The organism is Cupriavidus necator (assembly GCF_016127575.1).
Lineage (GTDB): Bacteria > Pseudomonadota > Gammaproteobacteria > Burkholderiales > Burkholderiaceae > Cupriavidus > Cupriavidus necator_D.
The window spans coordinates 1745192-1758369 of the sequence record NZ_CP066019.1 but is presented as its reverse complement, the minus strand read 5'-3'; the positions used below and the strand labels follow the sequence as shown (position 1 = coordinate 1758369).

Annotated in this window: 13 protein-coding genes; 6 read left to right on the top strand and 7 right to left on the bottom strand. The window is 64.4% G+C overall.

The genetic code is table 11. The annotated features are described in order from the left end of the window. Window positions 1-240 precede the first annotated feature (240 nt). The 4 genes from I6H87_RS26970 to I6H87_RS26955 all read left to right on the top strand — a co-directional run bounded on the left by I6H87_RS26970 (window position 241) and on the right by I6H87_RS26955 (window position 3700). Window positions 241-591, top strand: a complete 351-nt coding sequence (locus I6H87_RS26970; protein ID WP_231881447.1) for a hypothetical protein — start codon at window positions 241-243, stop codon at window positions 589-591. Window positions 592-660: 69 nt separating this feature from the next. After that, window positions 661-1116 carry a DUF3302 domain-containing protein gene (locus tag I6H87_RS26965; protein ID WP_041688127.1) on the top strand — a complete coding sequence of 152 codons (456 nt, stop codon included), beginning with the start codon at window positions 661-663 and terminating at the stop codon, window positions 1114-1116. Next, window positions 1117-2295 carry an HlyD family secretion protein gene (locus tag I6H87_RS26960; protein WP_011617347.1) on the top strand — a complete coding sequence of 393 codons (1179 nt, stop codon included), beginning with the start codon at window positions 1117-1119 and terminating at the stop codon, window positions 2293-2295. It begins immediately after the preceding gene. A gap of 10 nt (window positions 2296-2305) precedes the next feature. Further along, window positions 2306-3700 carry an efflux transporter outer membrane subunit gene (locus I6H87_RS26955; protein ID WP_011617346.1) on the top strand — a complete coding sequence of 465 codons (1395 nt, stop codon included), beginning with the start codon at window positions 2306-2308 and terminating at the stop codon, window positions 3698-3700. Between the two features lie 64 nt (window positions 3701-3764). Here the strand turns inward: I6H87_RS26955 and I6H87_RS26950 are convergent, their stop codons facing one another. The 3 genes from I6H87_RS26950 to I6H87_RS26940 all read right to left on the bottom strand — a co-directional run bounded on the left by I6H87_RS26950 (window position 3765) and on the right by I6H87_RS26940 (window position 6451). Next, window positions 3765-4175 (bottom strand): carboxymuconolactone decarboxylase family protein, encoded by a 411-nt coding sequence (locus I6H87_RS26950; protein ID WP_011617345.1) that lies wholly within the window; start codon window positions 4173-4175, stop codon window positions 3765-3767. Window positions 4176-4180: 5 nt separating this feature from the next. Continuing rightward, entirely contained in the window at window positions 4181-5179 is a 999-nt protein-coding gene (locus I6H87_RS26945; protein ID WP_011617344.1) for a Bug family tripartite tricarboxylate transporter substrate binding protein, read from the bottom strand. Between the two features lie 213 nt (window positions 5180-5392). Next, a complete protein-coding gene (locus tag I6H87_RS26940; RefSeq protein WP_011617343.1) occupies window positions 5393-6451 on the bottom strand; it encodes a beta-keto acid cleavage family enzyme in 1059 nt (352 codons plus the stop codon). A gap of 237 nt (window positions 6452-6688) precedes the next feature. Between I6H87_RS26940 and I6H87_RS26935 the strand changes: the two genes are divergently transcribed. Further along, the gene (locus tag I6H87_RS26935; RefSeq protein WP_011617342.1) at window positions 6689-7711 is read left to right on the top strand and encodes an AraC family transcriptional regulator; all 1023 of its coding nucleotides are present in this window, start codon (window positions 6689-6691) and stop codon (window positions 7709-7711) included. A 231-nt stretch (window positions 7712-7942) separates the two neighbouring features. Here I6H87_RS26935 and I6H87_RS26930 read toward each other — a convergent pair whose 3' ends face one another. The 4 genes from I6H87_RS26930 to I6H87_RS26915 are packed head-to-tail and all read right to left on the bottom strand — an operon-like array spanning window position 7943 to window position 11974. Beyond that, window positions 7943-9001: a VWA domain-containing protein gene (locus I6H87_RS26930; RefSeq protein ID WP_011617341.1), complete on the bottom strand. Its 1059-nt coding sequence runs from the start codon at window positions 8999-9001 to the stop codon at window positions 7943-7945. After that, window positions 8998-10023 carry a DUF58 domain-containing protein gene (locus I6H87_RS26925; protein ID WP_010814599.1) on the bottom strand — a complete coding sequence of 342 codons (1026 nt, stop codon included), beginning with the start codon at window positions 10021-10023 and terminating at the stop codon, window positions 8998-9000. Before I6H87_RS26925 ends, I6H87_RS26930 begins: the two co-directional genes overlap by 4 nt. Continuing rightward, window positions 10001-11014: an AAA family ATPase gene (locus I6H87_RS26920; RefSeq protein ID WP_011617339.1), complete on the bottom strand. Its 1014-nt coding sequence runs from the start codon at window positions 11012-11014 to the stop codon at window positions 10001-10003. Before I6H87_RS26920 ends, I6H87_RS26925 begins: the two co-directional genes overlap by 23 nt. A gap of 12 nt (window positions 11015-11026) precedes the next feature. Next, entirely contained in the window at window positions 11027-11974 is a 948-nt protein-coding gene (locus tag I6H87_RS26915; protein WP_011617338.1) for a S1C family serine protease, read from the bottom strand. 75 nt (window positions 11975-12049) lie between these two features. On the opposite strand from I6H87_RS26915, the gene I6H87_RS26910 reads away from it, so the two are divergent. Then, window positions 12050-13114, top strand: a complete 1065-nt coding sequence (locus tag I6H87_RS26910; RefSeq protein ID WP_010814596.1) for a VWA domain-containing protein — start codon at window positions 12050-12052, stop codon at window positions 13112-13114. The last annotated feature ends 64 nt before the right edge of the window (window positions 13115-13178 follow it).

Genomic DNA, 13178 nt, shown 5'->3' with positions numbered 1-13178 from the left:
CCGGGCGGCCCTTGGCGCGCATCGATTCGACGCAACCTCACTTTCGAATTTCTTTGATAGCCCCGCCCGCGCCACCGGCATAAGGTGTGCACATCCACGGAGAAGCGACCGGCCGCGCCGGTTTGCGTCGACGGTATCTGATCCACTTCGAAGGAAACTACAGGAATGATCAAGCACTGCCTTTCGGCTGTCTCGATAGCGGGCGCCGGCGCGCGCGGTCGTGGGGTGCCAAACCTTGTCATGGCCCTGCTGATTGCCGGCGCCGCGCAATCGTACGCGCAGAACCTGCCCGCTCACGAGCAGCGAGACACCGCGGCGCAGCCGGAAGCCTGCTCCGGTACCGGCGCCGGCCTGCAATCCGCGGCCTGCCGTGCGGCCAGCAATGCCGGCCAGAGCAAGTACAACCTCCTGTACGCGGACGATGTGCCGGCCGGCAACAGCGAAAGGTCAACCGGGCCGGTTTCAGCCAGCCCGTGCCGGAACTGCCCGACGGATGCACAATCCGGCCGGCAAGCGGGGCGCATGCCGGATAGCGCCGCCAGGAACAGCCGCAGCGAATCAGCGGGTACTGCGCCGGCCAGCACACTGTAGTTCTCAACGCGACCGAGTACCTGGCAAGTCAAACACCGGGCCCTGGTGCCCTATCTCTCTATTTCCCCGATGAAACTGCGTCAATATCTGCTGGCGGGCCTTGGCCTGCTGGCAATGCATGAACCAGCGTTCGCCTCCTTCCTCAGCGGAAAGGCCCTCGAGAGCGCCGCCAATGCCATCTCCTGGGTGGTGATGATATTCGTGCCGCTCGCAGCCATCTACCTGTTCTGGATGCTGCATATCTGGCCGGATAAGGTCGCCCACCGGAAGCAGCATCCGCAAAGGGAAGCCATCCATGCGCTATGCCTGCTTTCGCTCTTCTTCGGCGGACTGCTGTGGCCGATGGCCTGGCTCTGGGCACACACCAAGCCGGTGTTCTACCGGGCGGCCTATGGCACCGACAAACTACCGGAAGACGAAGCGGCGCGAGGCGCGGCACATGCCCCCATCGGCCGGCCCGGGAACGTCGCGTCCCTGCGGGCGCCGGCACGCGGCGCTACGTCCGGCGCAGGGGAGCAGAGCTGAATGGATGCGCTGCTGCTTGCTATCTACGCGCTGGCCGTCTGGCTGATCTTCTTCAAGTTCAAATGGCTGCCATGGAACACGACGTCCATGGTCATCGTGGTCACGATTCCGGTGGTTGCCCTGACGCTGCTGGTCCTGACGCTGAACGTGGTGGCACCTTCGTCCCATGATGTCAGGGTGGTCGGCAAGGTGCTCCAGGTGGTGCCGCAGGTAAGGGGGCGCATTGTCGAACTTCCGGCCGAGGGTAACCGGCACTACAAGAAAGGCGATGTCCTGCTGCGCATCGACCCGACGCCCTATCAGGCCTCGGTCAGGCAACTTGAGGGCAGGTTGATGGCGGACGACGCCGCGCTTGCCGAAGCGCAGGCCGTTGCTCGCCAACTCAGCGAGTCCGTGCGCGGAGCGGCCGGCAAGGTTGCCACGGTACAGGCCAAGCTGTCGCTCGCCCGACAGCGGCTCAGGGAACATGAGGCACTGCTTGCGGCAGGGGCCGGATCGAAGTTTGACCGGGAAGATGCCCTGGCGCGGCGGCACGAACTGGAAGGCGAACTGGCCAGCGCTCAAGCCGTCGAGGACGAGGCCAGGCAGAAGCTGTCTGCCAAAAGCCAGGGGGAATTCGCCGCCATCGCCACGGCGCGCGCCAAGCGCGCGGAAACCGAAGTCATGCTCGAGAACGCCCGATGGGAACTTGGCCAAACCGAGTACCGGGCGCCCGCCGACGGCAAGGTCGTGAACCTGCAGGTGCGCGTGGGCACGATGCTGGTCCCGTTTCCGTTCTCGCCGGCATTCAGCTTCGTTGAGGACGAGCAGGAGGTGGTCGCCTTCTACAAGCAGAACGAGCTATACAACGTCAAGGCGGGGGATGTCGCCGAGATCTACCTGCCGACGCATCCGGGTGAAATCATCAAGGCAAGGGTGGATTCGATCGTCTGGGCGCAATCACAAGGCCAGTTCGCGCAGGGGGGAATGATTCCGAACACTGCTGCCACGGAAGCCGTACCGAACCGGTTCGCCGTCAAGCTGGACCTGCGCGACGAATCGAAGGGCCAGATGCTTCCGGTCGGGGCGGTCGGCGCGGGTGCCATCTACACCGCGCACATGAAGATGTTCCATATCGTTCGGATGGTCTTCCTGCGCGTCAGTTCCAAGCTGAACTATCTGGTATTCAAGCTCCATTAAAGGCAAGCCTGTGTCGTCATCTCTCAACAAGACTCTTCCGGTACTGCTGGTGCCGCTCGCCATGCTCTTTGGCTGCGCTCTGCAGGCGCCGCCGGATAGCGCCAGCCTTCGAGGCCAGGCGGTCCCCGCGCTTGAAGGGCAGCGCACCTGGGCAAACGAGGCCGCAGCAGGCGAGCCCGCGGACGACTGGCTTGCAAGCTTCGACGATGCTGAGCTGCAGCGGCTGGCCCGGGAAGCGATCGCGCACAACGGCGATCTCAGGCTTGCAGCGGTGCGCGTCGAGCAGGCGCAGGCACTCGTTACCATGCAAAGCAGCGGCCTGTTGCCGAGCGCGGGCGTGAAGGGCAGGGCTGGCCATTCGGAAACCCAGTTCCTTTCGATTGGTGCGAGCTGGGAGATCGATCTCTGGGGCCGCATCCGCGCACAATCGTGTGCCGCGAAATCCCAGTATGCCGCTACCGCGGACGAATATCTCTGGGCGCAGCGCGTCGTCGCAGCCGCTACTGCCAAAGCATGGTTCACGCTGATCCGGTCCGCAAAGCTGGAAGACCGGCAGCGGCAAGCCGTTGCCGTGCAGGAGCAACTGGTGCAGATCGCCGAGCGGCGGGTTGCCATCGGTGCGGCGCCGGATACTGAACCGGCGGAGGCGAAAAATGCGCTGCGCACGCAGGTGGATTCGCTGCGGAAGGCCGAACTCGCCAGGAGCCAGGCCGCGCAAGCCCTGGAACTGCTGCTTGGCCGCTATCCTGCCGGGGAAATCGGGAATAGTGTGGGGAAGCTGGAGTTGCCCGCCATTCCCATAGCCCCGCAGGCAGGCTTGCCTGCAGACCTGCTTGATCGCCGCCCGGACTTGACGGCCGCGGCGCACCGCGTCGCCGCGGCCTTCGACCTGAGGCAGTCCGCCGAGGCAGCGCGGCTGCCAAGCATTTCAATCAGCGCGGCCATTACCGGCATCCGTAGCGACGTGCTGTTGCTCAACCAGTCCGGCACTCCGATCAAGGGACTGAATGGCGCGATCTTCGCGCCGTTGTTCACGGGAGGAAAGCTCAAGGCCAGGGCGGACTACTACAGCGCCGAGCAGAGGGCCGCCATGATCGCCTATGGCAACAGTGCCCTGCAGGCACTGGGCGAGGTCGATGCGGGGTTGCGCGCTGAATCGAATCTTGCAGATCGCACCAGGCAACTGCAGGATCGGGTGAACGAGAGCCAGCTATTGGTACAGCGCGAGGAGGCGCGCGTTAGCATTGGTGCTTCCGATCCGCGCGGCGTCCTGAAGGCTCGGCAGACAATGCTGGCTGCCGAGATGGATCTGATCCACCTGAGGGGCGATCATCTCAACCAGCGCATTGCGCTATTGTTGGCGCTAGGGGGTGACTGGAGCAGGAAAGCCATGGAAAGCGCTTGAATGGGTCAAAATGCCAGTCAGAGCATGAAGCTGACTGGCATGGTGTGCCTTGGATGGAAGAGATTCACTTCTTGCTTTGAGAATGCGCGTCAAAGCGCGCGACTTCTTCGAGCAGCATCGGCGCACCCATGCTGTTCGCGTGCAAGCCTAGAACGCTAACGCCTTGAAGGACGGCGGCGATCTCTTCCTTGGTGGCGCCCAGCTCGAGCGCGCGGCGGATATGGCGCCGCGTTCCAGGACCGTACATGTGCGTGCAGGATACATCGACGGCAATGGAGATGAACTCCCAGACCTTTGGCTCGATCAGCCCCTTGGTCATCGGATGCATGGCCATGTCGAGGAATTTCTCGGTCCAGATGGGGTCCAGCTCCGTAAAGCTGTTCCACTCCGGATTCCAATAGCCGCTCGCGCGCAAGCTGTCGCTGATGGGTGTGGCTGGCGGGGTGCTTGTACCCGTGTACTTGTCGTCGTGCATGGCGGTCAGTTCAAGGAGGGCTTGTAGTTGATGGCACGCAGTGCCTGACCTGTCCGCTCGTTCTCCCGCTTGAGCGTTTTCTCCAGATCGGCGGAGGTCTGTGTGGGACTCCCTGCGTTCATTCCAAGTGCCGCAAGCTGGCTCTTCACCGAAGGGGATGAGACGGCCTTGATTAGCTCCTGCTGCAGCTTGCTGCGGATGGCAGCTGGCACGTCGGGCGTGGACCAGACGCTGGTGCCCATGATCTGGCTGAGATTTGGGTAGCCCGCTTCCGCCATTGTCGGCACAGCGGGCAGGAACGGCGAACGCTCGGCCGATGTCACCGCCAGCGCCCGGACCTTGCCGGGTTTCACGAGCGCAAGCGCGGTGCCCATGCCGTCAAACATGAACTGAATCTGGCCGCCCATCAGGTCGGTGAGCGCGGGGGGCGAGCCTTTGTAGCCGACGTGCTCCATGTCCAGCCCGGCCGCCTTGTTGAACTGCATGCCTTTGATGTGAGAAAGCGTACCCGGGCTGTAGGACGCATAGGAGACCTTCCCCGGATGTGCCTTCACGTAGGCCACCATCTCGCTGACATTGGTGACCGGCAGACGCGGGTCGGCGACCAGCACCAGCGGCACGCTGGCCACTTCAGCGACCGGTGCCAGATCCTTGAACGGATCGAAGCGGAATTTGTAGCTGTACGGGTTCTCCGTCACAAGCGAGTTGGGAGACAGCACGAATGTGTAGCCATCGCGTGGCGCGGCGAGCATTGCCTCCGTGGCAATGATGCCGCCTGCGCCGGGCTTGTTCTCAACCACCACGGATTGTTTGAGGTTCTGGCGCATGCTTTCCGCAATCGTGCGCGCGATCATGTCGGATGCGCCTCCCGCCGGAGCTGGGACGAGGATGCGAATGGGGCGGTTGGGCCAATCCCCTTCCGCCAGCGCGCCGGACAGGGGCAGGGCGGACAACAGCGTTGCAAGGCAGGTACCGCGTGTGAGTCGGATGATGTTCGAGATCATTTGGCTCTTTGCCTATGTGTTGTTACCGCGTCGTACGCGGTGGCTGTGCGAATGACCGGTGCGTCTGACATGAGCAGGGGCGCTAAGACTTGCTCCTCATGACTGACGCCGGCAGGAGCGAACAAGACAAGACAGATCGATCCAGTTGCTGCAATTCAGGCGCTGGGGTGCACACATCAACTGGACCGATTTGTTGTCTGCGCCGTAGTCGACTCAGGCTACGCGGCGCAGCGGCACGTTCTTGACACCAGGCTTGCGGTTAGGGGTCATGCCATTGCCGGCCAGGGTTTCGTCGACATCGTCGTACCAGGTGCCAATACGGTAGATCTCCCGCGCTTCCTTGCCATCGGCGATCTCGCGGCCCAACTCCTTGGCGATTCGCACAAGCTGCTGAACCTGCTGCACCGAGGTGAAGCGCTTGCCATGCTGATCAATGAGAGTGTCCTCGATGCCGCAGCGCACATGCATCCCCATCGCCAACGCCATCGTGTTCCACGGGAGTACGTTCTTGAACAACGACTCGGCGGTAACGGTGCAGCCATCCGGTGCACGCTGGATGAAGTCGAACAGGTTGTACGGATGCGGACCATGGTGGCCGCCACCGATGCCGATGCAGGTCAGGTTCAGCGGGCCCTTGTAGACCCCCTTGCGCACCATGCGGTCCAGCGTTTCGAGCGCATGCATGCCAACCAACTGAAAATGCGGCTGGATGCCGGCATTCTGCAGGCGGCGCAAGTGTTCTTCCGCCCAGGTCGGGCCTGCCGGAACGATCATTTCACGATAGGCATCGTACGTAGCCGGATTGGCGAGGGACGTGCCTTCGTAGAATTCCGGATAGATCAACTCCATGATGTTCATCTGGATGGTGTTGAGCGCTACCGTCACCTGGTCCGGTTTCGGGTCGAGTTCGGCCAGTGCGTGTCGGGTGTCGTCCGACAGCCACTTTGCAGCCTGGCCATCGTCTTCCGGCGCAAACGAGATCGAGCCGCCGACCTGAATGATCATGTCCGGCACCGCCTTGCGAACGCCGGCGATCAGTTCGTTGAACATGGACAAGCGCTTGGAACCCTTGCCATCCGGCTCGCGCACGTGCAGGTGTAGCACGCTGGCGCCGGCCTCATAGCAATCCACGGCCTTCTGGATTTGCGCTTCCATGGTCACCGGGATGTCTTCGGGGAAATCTTCCGGCATCCACTCCGGACCGTAGGGGGCCACCGTGATCACCACCTTGTCCATATTCTCCGGGTGCAGCGAATCATCCAGAAATTGCATTTCGTTCTCCGTGATAGGGGATTTAGCTATCGGCGCCGCAACGAATTGTTGAGGTCGAACCGGACGCTGCCAGGGGGTTCCGTTCATCGTTGATTTACGGGATTAGTCTATTAATCCCGGGGCGGTCGTTTTCTCTCATTTCATGACATTGATGTCTCCTTTCGTGACAGAATGCTGGGTGCCCGGGTTTCCCCTGAACGAACGGATCCGGGTTACTCCCCGGGTGAATGAGAGAAGATGGGCACATTGATTCGCACTGGCGTGCTAAAGAACTATTTCAAGGTTGCGCAGCACTTGGGTCTGGAACCGCAGCCGTTGTTAAGGAAATTGCGGTTGAGCAGCGAGATGCTTGCGGACCCGGACCATTGGATTCCCGGGAGTGGTGCCGTTACCTTGCTGGAAGAGTCAGCGCGGATCACGCAATGTCCGACATTCGGGCTGCGTATGGCCGATTTGTGGCAACTGTCCGATCTCGGTGTCGTCAGCGTTTTGCTCACGCACCAAAGGACCCTGCGCGACGCTGTCGGAACGTTGATTCAGTTTCGGCACCTGATGAATGAGCTCCTGGTCATCCGGATCGAGGAGGTCGGCAAGAAGGTCATCGTGCGGGAGGACGTCGTCGCGGATGATGTCGGCCCGTCCATACAGTCAGTTGAACTGGCACTGGGCACACTGTCACGCATGTGCAGCACGCTTCTGGGCACTTCCTGGTACCCTCTTAGCGTCAATTTCACCCATGACGCCCCATCTGATCTGCGGCTGCACCGCCGCATCTTCGGGGGGAAGCTGGAGTTCGCAAGCTCGTTCAACGGTCTGGTTTGCCGAGCTGCCGACCTGGAGATTCCCAACCCTATTGCCGACCCCGTCATGGCACGCCATGCCCAACGCTTGCTTGAAGGGTTGCCGGGGGCTAACGAGCCGTCGGTTGTACTCGAGGTGCGCAAGGCGATCTACCTGATGCTTCCGATAGGGCGCGCTACCATCGAGCAAGTTGCTCAAGGCCTGGGAATAAACGTGCGCACGCTGCAACGCCAGCTCGAAAGCGCCGGAGAGGTCTTCTCCGACATGGTCAATGGCGTAAGGCGCGATCTCGTCATCCACTACATGGACAACGGAAGCCTCTCGCTGGGACGCATTGCCGAGTCGCTCGGGTACTCCGCTTATGGCTCGTTTTTCCGTTGGTTCACTGCGCAGTTCGGGATGACGCCGACGCGGTGGCGCGACACTAAACCAGCAGACCGGGGAAGGCGCGGCAATTAGCCGTTGTTAGAGACCGCAAAATCGGGGGCAATGACGAAGTCTGCCGCGGAAACGCTGATGAGCCACCTAGAATGCGCGCATGGATTCCGATCCTCGGTCCGAGCATCCGATCTCCGAAGAAGCTGTTTGAACTTCGTTGTGGGCAGGGGGCGGTGACTGAGTGGTTCTGAGTGTGGGGCACGGCTGCGGCAAAGGGACGGCCGGCTTTCCTCCGCCAGAGCCAGTCCCTGCCTACATCACGCGCCCGAACCACCACAACGACAGCAGCCCCGCACACGTGGCCAGCAACGCCCCCAGCGCGGCGAAGAACGCAGTAATTTCAACCTGTTCGCGCTTGCCAAACGTCAGCCGCATATTGAGCGCCCGGTACACCCTCTTCAGTTGCGCGGCATCCGCAAGCGGGAAATACTCTGCCCCTGTCGCATTGGCGACTTCCTTCAACACCTTCTCATCCAGCCTGACGCGTGCCGACCAGCCATCGACCGAGAGCACCACACCGTCGGTCGTGCCAACCCCGACGGTATAAACGCGCACGCCGTGCGCCGCGGCAAGCTGCGCCGCCTGCGTCGCGGCCGGGCCGGTGTTGCTTTCACCGTCGGAAAACAGGACGATCGCCCCGGAGGGATAAGAGCCGGGCGTCACGGCTTCGCCGCTGTGGGATGCGTCCGGCTTTTGCAGCGGCGTGGTGTCGCCGTTCATGAGGCGCTCGGCGTCACCAGCCGTCTGCGGCAGCAGCGTCGTCAGCGCGATGAGCAGGCCATTGCCCAGCGCGGTGCCGCCTTGCGGCTTGAGGCGGTCGATCGCCGTGGCCGCGGCATCCTTGCTGCGGCTGGGCGCCTGTGCCACGGCGGCGGTGCCGGCCATCGCGACTACTCCCGCGCTGACGCCCGCGGGCAGTGTGTCGAGTAGAACCTTGGCCGCTTGCTGGGCGGCGCGGATGCGGCTGGGCTGGATATCCTGCGCGCGCATGCTGCCGGACAGATCGATGACCACGACCACGGTCTCGATGTGCGAGGGCAGCATCATCACTGCCTGGGGTCGGGCGATGGCGAAGGTCAGCGCGGCCAGGGCCAGCAGGAGCAGCATGGGCGGCACGTGGCGGCGCAAGGTCGCACCGCCCCTGATGGCAACGCCGACGGATTTCAGGGTGGGATAGTGCACCGTGGCGTGGCGCCGGCGCCTGTCGAGCCATACGTAGCCAGCGGACAGCACGAGGGCGAGCGCGAGCAGCCACAGCATGCCTGGCCACAGGAAGCTGAAGACGGGTAGCCGGCTTATGGCATCGGTCATGCTGCCTCCTTGGGTCCGTTCTCCTGCTTTGCTGTTGCGGCGGCACCTTGACGGTGGCGGCGCCGGCGGGTGAAGTGCAGCAGGGCCAGGTCCAGGCGGGCGTAGGTCGACAGCGTCAGGCACGCCACGCCGGCCTGGGTGAAGGCCAGGCGCAATTCGTCCTCGCGCGCCTGGGCGGCGGCGGCGAAGCGTTTGCGGAAGGCCGGGTCGTGCGTGTCGACGAACATCTGCTCGGCGGTTTCGGCATCCTGCAGCACGACCAGGCCCAGGTCGGGCAAGGCCATCTCCAGCGGGTCGACCAGCCGCACGGCGACGACCTCATGGCGCCGGGCCAGCATTTGGAGCGATGCCTGCCAGCCCGGGGCGCTGATGAAGTCGGAGACCACGAACAGCACCGATCGATGTTTCGCGACTGCCCGTGCGCGCTCCAGCAGGTCGCGCAAGCGGGTGTCGCCCGGCGACGCGGCCGGTGTGCCATGCATGCGGTCGAGCAGGTGCAGCAGGTGCCGGCGCCCCGAGCGCGCCGGCACCACCGACGCGCCCGCGTCTGTGGCCCCGCCGTAGAGCAGGGCGCCGACCCGGTTGCCATAGCGCGTCAGCAGCAGCGCCATGACGGTGGTGAAGTCGCTCAGCAGGTCACGCTTGCTTACGCTGCCGGAACCGAAACCGACCGATCCGCTCAGGTCCAGCAGGAACCAGACGGAGACCTCCCGGTCTTCCTGGTACTCACGCACGTGCGGTGTTTGCAGCCGTGCTGTCACGTTCCAGTCGATGTGCCGCACGTCGTCGCCGGGGCGGTATTCGCGCAGGTCGGCAAGATCCAGCCCAAAGCCGCGGAACAGCGTGCGGTAGTCGCCCTGCAGCAGGCCATCGAGGCGGCGCACCACGGTCCATTCCAGGCGGCGCAGCAAGGCCTCGGTCTGCCTTGCGTCGACGCTGGCCAGCGCCGTGCCGGCGGGCATGCTGCCGGGTGCGGCCTCCGGGCCGCTCCGGCGCCGCCTATTGCGCAGGCGCCCGAACATGGGATTCCAATGGGCGCTCCGGGACCGGCAGCGCCTGCAGGATGCGGGTGACGAGCTGGTCGGCAGTCACGCCGTCGGACATGGCCTCGTACGAGAGCACCAGGCGGTGGCGCAAGACATCCGGCACGAGATCGACCACGTCTTCGGGCAGCGCATAGTGCCGGCGGCGCAGGAACGCCAGGGCGCGCGCGCCTTCGATCAGGCCGATGGTGGCGCGGGGGCTGGCACCGAACGCTATGTATCGATCCAGGTCCTCCAGCCCGTAGCCTCCAGGCTTGCGGGTGGCCGCCACCACGCGCACTGCATACTGGAGCAGGCTCGGATCCACATAGATCCTGCCGCATTCGTCCTGCAGGCTTGTCAGGCGCTCCGGCGTCGCGATGGGGCTCACGCTGATGCTGGGGCCGGTGACACGGTTGACGATGACGGCCTCCTCCTCCTCGCTGGGATAGCCCACCAGGACCTTCATCAGGAAACGGTCGACCTGCGCCTCAGGCAAGGGGTAGGTGCCTTCCGTTTCTATCGGGTTCTGCGTGGCCATGACGAGGAAGGGCGTGGGCACCAGATGGGACTCGCCGGCGATGGTGACCTGCTTCTCCTCCATCACTTCCAGCAAGGCGCTCTGCACCTTGGCCGGCGCGCGGTTGATCTCGTCGGCCAGCAGCAGGTTGGCGAAGACCGGGCCCCGCACGGTGGAGAACTCGCCCGTGCCCTGGTTATACATGCGCGTGCCAATCAGGTCGGCCGGCAGCAGGTCAGGCGTGAACTGGATGCGCTTGAAGGAGCCGCTCATGGTCCTGGCCAGCGTCTTGACGGTCAGCGTCTTGGCCAGGCCCGGCACGCCTTCCACCAGCAGGTGGCCACCCGCAAGGATCGCCACCAGCACCCGTTCGAGGAAGTGGTCCTGCCCCACCACCACGCGCTTCACCTCATACAGCAGGCGTTCCATCAATTCGGCGCTGTCCACTGCGCCCCGGGTTTGGTCGTTCATAGGCCCCCGCGATTAGAAAGGAGAGGATCCGATGGAAGCGCCGGCGCTTTCGATCGTGACAGCAAAGCCGATGCCGAGGAAAGTGCCGCTCTGGTTGGGGTTGAGGATGGCGGTGACGATCCCTACCACCTCGCCATCCAGATTCACCAGCGGTCCGCCGGAGTTGCCCGGATTGGCGGCGGCGTCGAACTGGATGAGCTTGTCCAGGTCCCGCTTGCCGTCCGGCAAGACGAACCTGCGGTCGAGCCCCGACACCACGCCGGCAGACACCGACGGGCCGATGCCGAACGGAAAGCCGACCGCGACGACTTCAGTGCCGGGCGCGAGGTTCCGGCTGGAACCGAGCGTCGCCGGCGGCAGGTCGTCGGGGATGGAACTGGGCCGGATCACGGCTAGGTCTTTCTCCGGGAACGCCTGCACAACCGAGGCCTCGGCCGTGTGGCCGTCGTGGAACCTGACCTCCAGGCGCAGGGCGTCGGCGACGACGTGGTAGCTGGTGAGAATGGTGCCGCTTTCGGTCACGACCACCCCCGAACCGATGTGGCGGGCTGTGCGCTTGCCGCCGGACTCGCCCTTGCTGCCCGGTGGGTCGCCTTTTGCGAGTTCATCGCCCGAAGGCGGCGGGGATAGCGGAGCCGATTCGGGGGGTGCCTTGCGGCGTGTGGCAGGGGGATCACGCTTGGCGTGTGGGGCGGATGCCGCTTTCTTCGGCTTGTCCGCAGCCTTTTCGGCTGGCGCATAGCTGCGAACTTCCACCACCGACTCGCGAACCGCCTCTGCCGCCCTGGCTGTGCGCGAAGGCAGGCGCTTGGTTTCCAGCGTGTGCAGCACGGCGGAGTCGATGTCGGCTTGCTTGAGGACGCGCGGCGTCGGCTGCAACAGCCAGGCAGAGCCAACGACCGCCGCGAGCACCAGCGCCACCGCTGCCGAGACCCATCCGTAGATCGTTACCCGTCTCATTGCCGCTCCCGAGGTCCCGTCCCGCCGTGAAAAATACAGTACCATCGTCTTACCCACGCGCCAAGGAGCAGGTGCATGCAGTTTCTCTGGCCGCAAATGCTCTGGCTGTTGCTTGCGCTGCCCCTGCTGGCAGCCGCTTACCTGTACCTGATTGCGCGGCGCAAGAAAATCGCGCTGTTGTATGCCAGCCTTGCGCTGCCGCGCGCCGCCCTGGGTCCCGGCCAACGGCTGCGGCGTCACATTCCGCCACTGCTCTTCCTGCTCGCGCTGGGCGTGGCCCTGCTGGCTTGCGCCCGTCCTACGGCGACGATCACGCTGCCGTCCGACACCATCACCCTGGTGCTGGCCATGGACACCTCCCGCAGCATGGCGGCGACCGACGTTGCACCAACCCGGATCGGCGCATCCAAGCAGGCTGCCCGGGATCTCATCGTCGGGCTGCCGGCCAGCGTGCGCCTGGGCATGGTCTCTTTTGCCGCCACCGCGACCGTGGTGCTGCCCCCCACCGACAACCGGCAGGACATGCTCGACGCAATCGATCGCTTCCAGCTCCAGCTCGGCACGGCGACCGGCAGCGGGCTGATCCAGGCGCTGGCAGTGTTGTTCCCCGACGATGGCATCGACCTGGAAGCCATCCTTTTCAGCGGCGAGTCGCTCGCACCCGGTCCCGGCGGCAGATCGCTGACAGAGGCCGCCGCGGCGGACGCCGTCCGCAAGCGCGAACAGGAACGGCCGGCGGCGCAGCCCGGCTCGTATCGGCACGGTGCGGTAATCCTGCTCAGCGATGGCCGCCGCACCACCGGCCCGGACCCGCTGGACGCTGCGCGCATGGCCGCCCAGCGCGGCGTGCGCGTCTATACGGTGGGCTTCGGTACGCCGCAGGGCGGAGCCGCGGCAGAGTCGGGCCTGTCTTACTACATGCAGCTCGATGAACCCGCCTTGCGGGCGGTAGCGGCGATAACGAACGGCGAGTACTTCCAGGCTGGCTCGGCTGCGGACCTGAGCCAGGTGTATCGCCAGCTCAGCGCGCGCTTCGCGCTCGAGCGCAAGGAAACCGAGATCAGCGCATTGTTCTCGGCAGCAGCGGTCCTGCTGCTGGGGGTGGCGTGCGGGCTCTCGATGCTGTGGTTCCGGCGGTGACCTGAAGCACGGTTGATGAAGCTGCCGGGTTCATTCCCTGAGCCATCCATGGGCGCAGCGGGTG

Coding starts and splice junctions, on each gene's coding strand:
- I6H87_RS26970 (WP_231881447.1), top strand. CDS start 241: ATGGCCCTGCTGATTGCCGGCGCCGCGCAATCGTACGCGCAGAACCTG.
- I6H87_RS26920 (WP_011617339.1), bottom strand. CDS start 11,014: ATGAACGACCAAACCCGGGGCGCAGTGGACAGCGCCGAATTGATGGAA.
- I6H87_RS26925 (WP_010814599.1), bottom strand. CDS start 10,023: ATGTTCGGGCGCCTGCGCAATAGGCGGCGCCGGAGCGGCCCGGAGGCC.
- I6H87_RS26915 (WP_011617338.1), bottom strand. CDS start 11,974: ATGAGACGGGTAACGATCTACGGATGGGTCTCGGCAGCGGTGGCGCTG.
- I6H87_RS26935 (WP_011617342.1), top strand. CDS start 6,689: ATGGGCACATTGATTCGCACTGGCGTGCTAAAGAACTATTTCAAGGTT.
- I6H87_RS26930 (WP_011617341.1), bottom strand. CDS start 9,001: ATGACCGATGCCATAAGCCGGCTACCCGTCTTCAGCTTCCTGTGGCCA.
- I6H87_RS26950 (WP_011617345.1), bottom strand. CDS start 4,175: ATGCACGACGACAAGTACACGGGTACAAGCACCCCGCCAGCCACACCC.
- I6H87_RS26910 (WP_010814596.1), top strand. CDS start 12,050: ATGCAGTTTCTCTGGCCGCAAATGCTCTGGCTGTTGCTTGCGCTGCCC.
- I6H87_RS26945 (WP_011617344.1), bottom strand. CDS start 5,179: ATGATCTCGAACATCATCCGACTCACACGCGGTACCTGCCTTGCAACG.
- I6H87_RS26960 (WP_011617347.1), top strand. CDS start 1,117: ATGGATGCGCTGCTGCTTGCTATCTACGCGCTGGCCGTCTGGCTGATC.
- I6H87_RS26965 (WP_041688127.1), top strand. CDS start 661: ATGAAACTGCGTCAATATCTGCTGGCGGGCCTTGGCCTGCTGGCAATG.
- I6H87_RS26940 (WP_011617343.1), bottom strand. CDS start 6,451: ATGCAATTTCTGGATGATTCGCTGCACCCGGAGAATATGGACAAGGTG.